The 8,292-nt window shown below is 72.4% G+C and carries 8 protein-coding genes and 1 riboswitch; of the genes, 6 read left to right on the forward strand and 2 right to left on the reverse strand.

What is annotated here, in order from left to right:
- The 3 genes from PSH25_RS15940 to PSH25_RS15950 all read left to right on the forward strand — a co-directional run.
- Positions 1–730: methionyl-tRNA formyltransferase (locus PSH25_RS15940; protein ID WP_238659839.1), on the forward strand; the 730-nt coding region annotated here is incomplete at its 5' end.
- Complete coding sequence (locus PSH25_RS15945; protein WP_372492800.1) at positions 721–2,163, forward strand: RsmB/NOP family class I SAM-dependent RNA methyltransferase; 1,443 nt, start codon at positions 721–723, stop codon at positions 2,161–2,163. The genes PSH25_RS15940 and PSH25_RS15945, both read left to right, overlap by 10 nt.
- Positions 2,164–2,346: 183 nt before the next feature.
- Positions 2,347–3,336, forward strand: a complete 990-nt coding sequence (locus PSH25_RS15950) for an IS481 family transposase (protein ID WP_238659841.1) — start codon at positions 2,347–2,349, stop codon at positions 3,334–3,336.
- Here the strand turns inward: PSH25_RS15950 and PSH25_RS15955 are convergent.
- Together PSH25_RS15955 and PSH25_RS15960 are read right to left on the reverse strand one after the other, a co-directional pair.
- On the reverse strand, positions 3,333–4,223 hold the full coding sequence (locus PSH25_RS15955) for a septum formation family protein (RefSeq protein WP_238659845.1): 891 nt from the start codon (positions 4,221–4,223) through the stop codon (positions 3,333–3,335). The two genes, PSH25_RS15950 and PSH25_RS15955, sit on opposite strands and share 4 nt — an antisense overlap.
- Before the next feature lie 82 nt (positions 4,224–4,305).
- The gene (locus PSH25_RS15960; RefSeq protein ID WP_238659842.1) at positions 4,306–5,199 is read right to left on the reverse strand and encodes a septum formation family protein; all 894 of its coding nucleotides are present in this window, start codon (positions 5,197–5,199) and stop codon (positions 4,306–4,308) included.
- Positions 5,200–5,455: 256 nt separating this feature from the next.
- Here PSH25_RS15960 and rpe point away from each other — a divergent pair, with 256 nt between their 5' ends.
- The 3 genes from rpe to ribD all read left to right on the forward strand — a co-directional run.
- Positions 5,456–6,136: a ribulose-phosphate 3-epimerase gene (rpe, locus tag PSH25_RS15965; RefSeq protein ID WP_030335689.1), complete on the forward strand. Its 681-nt coding sequence runs from the start codon at positions 5,456–5,458 to the stop codon at positions 6,134–6,136.
- Between the two features lies 1 nt (position 6,137).
- Positions 6,138–7,094, forward strand: coding sequence for a response regulator (locus tag PSH25_RS15970; protein ID WP_238659843.1), 957 nt, complete (start codon positions 6,138–6,140; stop codon positions 7,092–7,094).
- 76 nt (positions 7,095–7,170) lie between these two features.
- Positions 7,171–7,341: riboswitch (FMN riboswitch) on the forward strand.
- Positions 7,342–7,507: 166 nt separating this feature from the next.
- Positions 7,508–8,292: bifunctional diaminohydroxyphosphoribosylaminopyrimidine deaminase/5-amino-6-(5-phosphoribosylamino)uracil reductase RibD (ribD, locus tag PSH25_RS15975; protein ID WP_238659844.1), on the forward strand; the 785-nt coding region annotated here is incomplete at its 3' end.

Raw genomic sequence — 8,292 nt, forward strand, 5'->3', positions numbered from 1 at the left:
CGACCCGGAGTTCCTCGACCGGCTGCGCGAGTTGGAGCCGGCCTGCGTGCCGGTGGTCGCCTACGGCGCGCTGGTGCCGCCGGCGGCCCTGGAGATCCCCCGGCACGGCTGGATCAACCTGCACTTCTCCCTGCTGCCGGCGTGGCGCGGCGCCGCGCCCGTGCAGCACGCCGTGCTGCACGGTGACGAGCTGACCGGGGCCAGCGTCTTCCAGTTGGAGGAGGGCCTGGACACCGGCCCGGTCTACGGCACGCTGACCGACGAGATCCGCGCCGCCGACACCTCCGGTGACCTGCTGGAGCGGCTCGCCGACTCCGGCGCCGGGCTGCTGGTGGCGGTGCTCGACGCGATCGACGACGGCACCGCCCGCGCCGAGCCGCAGCCGGCCGACGGGGTGTCGCTGGCGCCGAAGCTGACCGTTGACGACGCGCGGGTGCGCTGGAGCGACCCGGCCTTCGCCGTGGACCGGCGAATCCGGGCCTGCACGCCCGCGCCGGGCGGCTGGACCACGTTCCGCGACGAGCGGGTGAAACTCGGCCCGGTCGTCCCGGTGCCCGACGGCCCCGAGCTGAAGCCGGGGGAGTTGCTGGTGGAGAAGTCCCGGGTGCTGGTTGGCACGGCGACCGTGCCGGTGCGGCTCGGCGAGGTCCGTGCCGCGGGCAAGCGGGCCATGGGCGCGACCGACTGGGCGCGCGGCGTCCGGGTCGGCACTGGAGAGGAATTCGCGTGACGGCACCGGAGGGAACCCGCCCAACGCGCTCCGGCTCGTGGGCCGATCGGGGCGGAGACCGTCGTCCCGCCCGGCCACCGCTGGACCGGCCGCGCCGCGCCGCGTACGAGGCGGTGGCGGCGGTGCACCGTGACGACGCGTTCGCCAACCTGGTGCTCCCCATCATCCTGCGGGAGGAGGGGCTGTTCGGTCGGGACGCGGCCTTCGCCACCGAGCTGACCTACGGCACCCTGCGCCACCTGGGCACGTTGGACGCGATCCTGACCGACGCGGCCGGCCGGGACGTGGCCCGGATCGACCCACCGGTACGCGACGCGCTGCGGCTCGGGGCGTACCAACTCCTGCACACCCGGGTGCCGGCGCACGCCGCGGTCTCGTCGACGGTGGACCTGGTCCGTTCGGTCGCACCGGGCGCCACCGGCTTCGCCAACGCGGTGCTGCGCGAGGTGTCCACCCGTGACGCGGACGCCTGGGTGGAGAAGCTCGCCCCGCCGATGGAGACCGACCCGGTCGGGCACCTCGCGTTGGCGTACAGCCATCCGCAGTGGATCGTGCGGGCCTTCTCCGAGGCGCTCGGCGGCGATCTGGGTGAGACGGAGCGCCTCCTGATCGAGGACAATGAGCGCCCCCCGGTGCACCTGTGTGCCCGGCCCGGGCTGATCGACCCGGTCGAGCTGGCCGACCAGGTCGGCGGTGCGCCCGGCGCCTTCTCGCCGTACGCCGTCTATCTGCCCGGCGGGTCGCCGGGCGACATCCCGGCGGTGGTCGACGGCCGTGCCCACGTCCAGGACGAGGGCTCCCAGCTGGTGGCCACCGCGCTCGCCGACGCGCCGTTGGACGGCCCGGACGGGCGTTGGCTTGACCTGTGCGCCGGCCCGGGCGGCAAGGCCGGGCTGCTCGGCGCGCTGGCCGCGCAGCGGGGTGCCCGGGTGACCGCGGTGGAGGTGGCCGAGCACCGCGCCCGGCTGGTCTCCCTGGCGACCCGGGACCTGCCGGTGTCCGTGCTGGCCATGGACGGCCGTGAGGTCGGCGGTGACCCGAAGCTGCCGGAGCAGCACTTCGACCGGGTGTTGGTGGACGCGCCGTGTACCGGCCTGGGGTCGCTGCGTCGTCGGCCGGAGTCGCGTTGGCGTCGCCAGCCGTCGGACCTGCCGCCGCTGACCCGGCTGCAACGGGAGTTGCTCGGCGCGGCGCTGCGGGCGGTCCGCCCGGGTGGCCTGGTCGCCTATGTCACCTGTTCACCGCACACCGTCGAGACGCACGTGACGGTGACCGAGGCGGCCCGCCGTAGCGGGGTTGCGGTGGACTTCGTGGACGCCCGGCCGCTGCTGCCGGCCGGCATGCCCGGTCTCGGCGACGGGCCGACCGTGCAGCTCTGGCCACACCGCCACGGCACCGACGCGATGTTCCTCGCCGTCCTGCGCCGAGGCTGATCCGTTCCACGCGTCCGGCCGGTCACCCGACCGGCCGGACGCCGTGCGTTCAGGCTCGACTCGAAACAGGCCCTAGGTGTTCTGCCCATGGACGTTGGTGACAGGGCTGAGATCTTGAAATGGGTGAGGACCTCCGGGTGAGGTGGAGCTTGTCGAAGGTTCCGCATCACCCGGGAGGTCCTCGTGACCCACGCTAATGCACCCCTGACCGAACGAGGCAGACTGCGTCTGGCCCGCTGCGTCGTCGATGACGAGTGGCCGCTGCGCCGGGCCGCGGAACGGTTCCAGGTCAGCCCGACTACAGCGAAACGCTGGGCCGAGCGCTACCGCGTCGAAGGCGCCGCGGGCATGAAAGACCGCTCCAGCCGGCCGCGACACAGCCCGAACCGCACCCGCCCCCAGGTGGAGCGCCAGGTGCTGCATCTACGAACGAGCCGGCGTTGGGGACCCGCACGGATCGGCGGACGCCTGGATCTGCCCGCCTCAACCTGCCACGCGATCCTGCGCCGCGCGGGCGTCACCCGCCTGGCCCATCTCGACAGGGCTACCCGAGAACCGATCCGCCGCTACGAACACCCCCATCCCGGCGACCTAGTCCACGTCGACATCAAGAAACTCGGCAACATCCCCGACGGCGGCGGCTGGCGCACACAAGGTCGTGCTCGCGGGAAACTCAACCGCACCGCCACCGCAGGTCACCGCACCGACGCGTGGGGCGGCGCCCGACTCGGCTACGCCTACCTTCACACCGCGATCGACGACCACTCCAGGCTGGCCTACACCGAAATCCTTCCTGACGAACGTCAAGACACCACTGCCGCGTTCTGGCAACGCGCCCACGCCTGGTTCAGCTCATCCGGCATCACCGTCCGCCGCGTCCTGACCGACAACGGCTCCTGCTACAAGTCCCGGCTCTGGCACGAGACCTGCACCCAGCTCGGTGTCACCGTCAAGAAAACCCGCCCCTACCGGCCACAGACAAACGGCAAGGTCGAGCGTTTCCACCGGACCATGACCGACGAATGGGCCTACGCCAAGCCCTACCGTTCCGAAACCGCCCGACGAGCGGCCCTACCCGCCTGGCTCCACGCCTACAATCACCACCGCCATCACACCGCACTCGGCGGCCCACCCGCCAGCCGCGTCCCCAACCTCTCTGGGCAGAACACCTAGGTGACCGGGAGGCCCTTGGTGCCGGCGTTCCTCATCGAGCGGGTCAGGTTCCGGTCGGAGATCCAGAGGAAGCACTGCACGCCCCGGTTCCCGTTGCGCCACTCCTCCTCGTACGGCTGGTAGTAGATCGTGCCGGCGCGGAAGTCGAGCTGGGAGTTGTCCGGGACCTTGGCGTACTTGGCGATCGTCGTCTGGCAGGCCCGGTGGGTCCGCTTGGTGCTGCGGGTGAACTCGGCGTAGCTGGTGTCCGGGGCCTGCCAGACCCCGACGAACTCGGCGTGGTGCTTGGCGGTGCAGGAGACCGGCACCATCTCGTCGATGTCGTCCTTGACCATCTTCGGGTTGAAGCAGCGGTACGCCAACGGGGCCGCGCCGGACAGCGCGCCCCGCAGGCTGCCGGTGCGCAGGTCGACCGCGGTGTCGTCGATGCTGGCGATCTCGGTGACGTCGCAGCGGTACCAGCGGGCCCCGCCCGACCATGCCTGCGGCGACGGCAGCACGACGGTCAGGCCGAGCCGCCCGGACCGCCAGTCGGCACCCACCGCCTTGTTGACCGCCGTGTCGCACCCGGCCTGCGCGGCCCGCATGCCGGCCGAGCCGGGCTGCGGGGGCGTGCCGCCCTCGGCGGCCCGGCCGGTGAGGGTGCCGACGTGCATGGTCTCCACCCGGTGCGCCTCGGTGCACGCCGTCGGGTTGTAGCCGGTCAGGAAACCGACCTGCTGGGAACTCTGGTGGCAGACGTCGGCGGCGGGGACGAACTGCTGCGCCGCGACCGGTGCCGGCCAGTCGTCGATGAGGTCACGGTCGACTCCGGCGGGTGCGCCGCACCCGGCCAGTGCCAGGGCCAGTGCCCCACCCCCGGCGAACGCCGCCAACCACCGTCGCATCCCGACCTCCCGCCGCTGGTGGCCCCCGACCGGACCCAGCCGGTCGGTGGCGCCACGGCGCAGCAGCATACGGCACCGATGTTCAGATCGCGGGCAGTCCCTCGGGGCCGGCGCCGCGCATCGAGCGGGTGAGTTTGCGGTCGTCGCTCCACAGGAAACAGCGCACGCCACGGTCGCCCTCCTCCCACTCTCGCTGAGACGGCGGGTAGTAGATGGACCCGGCCCGGTACGGCAGCTCGCTGTTGTTGGGCACCGCCGCGTACTCGGCGATCAGCGCCATGCAGCGCCGGTGCGCCTGCTCGGCGGACTTGGCGAACTCCGCCCAGCTCATGTCCCCCTCCTCGTAGACGCCCACGAACTCGGCGCGGTGCGGCTCCGTGCAGAGCACCGGCGCCATGTAGTTGAGGTTGTCGCCGATCAGCTTGGGGTCGAAGCAGCGGTGCGTCAGGGGCGTGTCGCCGATCAACGCGCCCCGCAGGCTGCCGGTGCGGTTCACCGGGCGGGTGTTGTCGATGCTGCCGGTCTCGCTGAGGTCGCAGCGGAACCAGCGGGCGCCGCCGGTCCAGGCGGGCGCGGACGGCAGCGCCAGGGACAGCGCGAGTCGGGCCGTGTGCCAGTCACCGCCGAGCACCTGCCGGGCCCGCTGGTCGCACTCGGCGCGAGCCGTGCGCAGCGCCGACGATCCGGGTTCCGGTCGGGCCTCGGTCAGCGCGTCGGGCCCGACGAACGTGCCGACGTGGATGGTCTCGGCCAGGTGGTTACGCGCGCAGTCGACCGTCTCGTACGTGCTGGCCTGCACGACGGCGGTGATCCGCGGCAGACAGGTGTCGGTGGCGGGGGTGAACGGCTTCGGCACCCGCAGCGTCGGCCAGTCGTCGGTGAGATCACCGTCCGCGCCCCGCGCCGGCGCGCAGCCGGCCAGCAGCAGCATCGTCGTGACGCCGGCCAGCGCCAGCGCTGGAAGCCACCGTCGCATCGTCCGCCCTCCCGGGAGCTGGCGGCCGGTCACCGCGCCCCGCGGCGAGACCCCGGCGGGCGTGCAGCCTACGGCGCACCGTCCCGGTTGGAGTGTCGTCGCGTTTCCGTCGATCGGCCAGCCGCTGATGTCTGTTCGTCCGGATTCGGGGGTCCGGAGCGTCCAATTCTGCACCACTGGTCACTGCTGGATCACAGCGAGTCCCCAAAGGTGGCGCGATGCGGGTGGCGGGTGGCCACGTTCGTACACTGGCCCCGTGACCGTACCGCCGCCGATCGTCGCGCCGAGCATTCTGGCCGCCGATTTCGCCCGCCTCGCCGAAGAGGTCCGTGCCGTCGAGGACGCCGCGGACTGGTTGCACGTCGATGTGATGGACAACCACTTCGTGCCGAACCTGACCATTGGTCTGCCCGTGGTGCAGAGCCTGCGGGCTGTCACGGCGATGCCCTTCGACGTGCACCTGATGATCGAGGACCCGCGCCGGTGGGCCCCCGGGTACGCCGACGCCGGGGCGTACAACGTCACCTTCCACGCGGAGGCGTCCGACGACCCGGTGGCGTTGGCCAAGGACCTGCGCTCGGCCGGTGCGAAGGCGGGCCTGGCCATCGACCGGGACACCCCGATCGAGCCCTACCTGGACCTGCTGCCCAGCTTCGACACCCTGCTGATCATGACGATCAAGGCGGGCTTCGGTGGGCAGCGGTTCATTCCGCAGCTGCTGGAGAAGGTGCGGACGGCGCGGCGGCACGTGTCGGCCGGGCACCTGGAGCTGCGCATCGAGGTGGACGGCGGGATCGCCGCCGACACCATCGAACAGGCCGCCGCCGCGGGCGCCGACGCGTTCGTGGCCGGCACCGCCGTGTACGGGGCCGCCGACCCGGCGGAGGCCGTACGGCACCTGCGGGCACTGGCGGAACGCGCGGCTCCCGGGGCCTGAGGTGGAGCCCGAGGCCGACCGCAAGGACATCATCCTCGTCGTCGACGACGACGAGGACATCGCTCGTTTCGTCGAGTTCAACCTGCGGCTGCACGGCTTCGAGGTGATCCACGCCAGCGACGGCCAGGAGGCCCTGGAGGTCATCGAGCGCCAGCGGCCGGACCTGGCGGTGGTCGACCTCATGATGCCCCGGATCGACGGGCTGGAGCTGACCCGGCGGCTGCGCGCCGACCCGATGACCTCCGCCCTTCCGGTGATCATGCTGACGGCCAAGGGGATGACCGTCGACAAGGTGCACGGGCTCAGCGCCGGCGCGGACGACTACCTGGTCAAGCCGTTCGACACCGCCGAGTTGGTGGCCCGGGTCTCGTCCACGCTGCGCCGCAACAAGGAGTTCCGGGAGGTCTCCCCGCTGACCGGGCTGCCCGGCAACAGCCGGATCCGTCGGGAGATCAGCGACCGGGTCCGAAACGGCGTGGACTACGCCGTCGGCTACATCGACATCGACCGGTTCAAGAGCGTCAACGACCGCTACGGCTTCGTGCGCGGCGACGACTTCATCTCCGCGCTGGCCCGCAGCCTGCACCGGGCGGTGGTGGAGGTGGGTCTGCCACCGGCCTTCCTCGGCCACGTCGGCGGCGACGACTTCGTCATCGTCTGCGCACCGGACCAGGTACGCCCGCTGACGTCCCGGGCGGTCGTCGACTTCGAGAAGGCCGCCGACACGCTCTACGACGCGACCGACCGGGAGCGCGGCTTCGTCGAGTTGAAGGACCGACGCGGCAACATCCGACGCGCGGCCCTGGTCACGCTCTCCATCGGGGTGTCCCTCTCCGACGCCGGCAAGCGGTTCACCGACCCCCTCGAAGCGATCGCGGTGGCCTCGGAGATGAAGACGGTCGCCAAGAGTCAACCGGGCTCGTACGTGGCGGTGGACCGGCGGCGCGGCGTCACCTGAGCGTGATACCGCTGTGAAGTAGCTCGCCTAGGTGGCGGCAGAACCGGATCGGCGTGTAAGACTTTCTCTACCCACCACGCGCTGGCGGGACTCGGTGAAATTCCGAACCGGCGGTGATCCACGGTCCAACCGTGGTCAGCCCGCGACCCGGACGGCTCTGCCGTCCGGTGGACCTGGTGAAAATCCGGGGCCGACGGTTGGGAGCGGTTCGTCCGCGCCCAGACAGTCCGGATGGGAGACAGCGCGCGGGACGGACGGGTCCGAGCCGGCCGCTGGCTTCAGCGTGCCGTGCCGACCCTCCGGGGCGGCTGTGCCGTTCCCGGAATCCGCCACCGCCTGCCCGTGGCCCCATGGCCACCGCCTCCCTGACCGCCCGCGCGCGGACCGGCGAGTGAGAGGGCAGGGGCAGGGCGATGGCCAGCGTCTCCGTTGATGAGGCGATGCGGCGTGCGATCGAGTTGGCGGCGCGCGGGCTCGGCACCACCAGCCCCAACCCGGTGGTCGGGTGCGTGCTGCTCGACGAGGACGGCGAGGTCGTGGGCGAGGGCTTCCACGCGTACGCCGGGGGACCGCACGCCGAGATCGTCGCCCTGGCACAGGCCGGGCGGCGGGCCAAGGGCGGCACTGCGGTCGTCACTCTGGAACCGTGCGACCACACCGGCCGCACCGGCCCCTGCAGTTCCGCGCTCGTCCAGGCGGGGGTGGGCCGGGTGGTCATCGCCGTGCCCGACCCCAACCCGGTCGCTTCCGGGGGCGCCGCCACCCTGCGCGCCGCCGGGGTCCGGGTCGATCTGGGGGTACGCGGCGAGGAGGCCGAGGCCGGCAACGTCGCGTGGCTGACCTCGATGCGCCGGGGCTGGCCGTACGTGATCTGGAAGTACGCCGCCACGCTCGACGGGCGCTCCGCCGCGGCGGACGGCACCAGCATGTGGATCACCTCGGAGGCGGCCCGGATCGACGTGCACGCGTTGCGCGGCACGGTCGACGCGGTCATCGCCGGGGTGGGCACCGTGCTCGCCGACGACCCCCGGTTGACCGCTCGCAACCTGCGCGACGGCAGCCTGGCCATCCGGCAGCCGCTGCGGGTGGTGGTGGACAGCTCGGGGCGTACCCCGGCTGACGCCAAGGTCCGCGACGGCGCCGCACGGACGTGGATCGCGACCGCCGAGGAGGTCGGCGCCGGCCCGGACGGCCGGGT

The organism is Micromonospora foliorum (genome assembly GCF_022229015.1).
GTDB lineage: Bacteria > Actinomycetota > Actinomycetes > Mycobacteriales > Micromonosporaceae > Micromonospora > Micromonospora foliorum.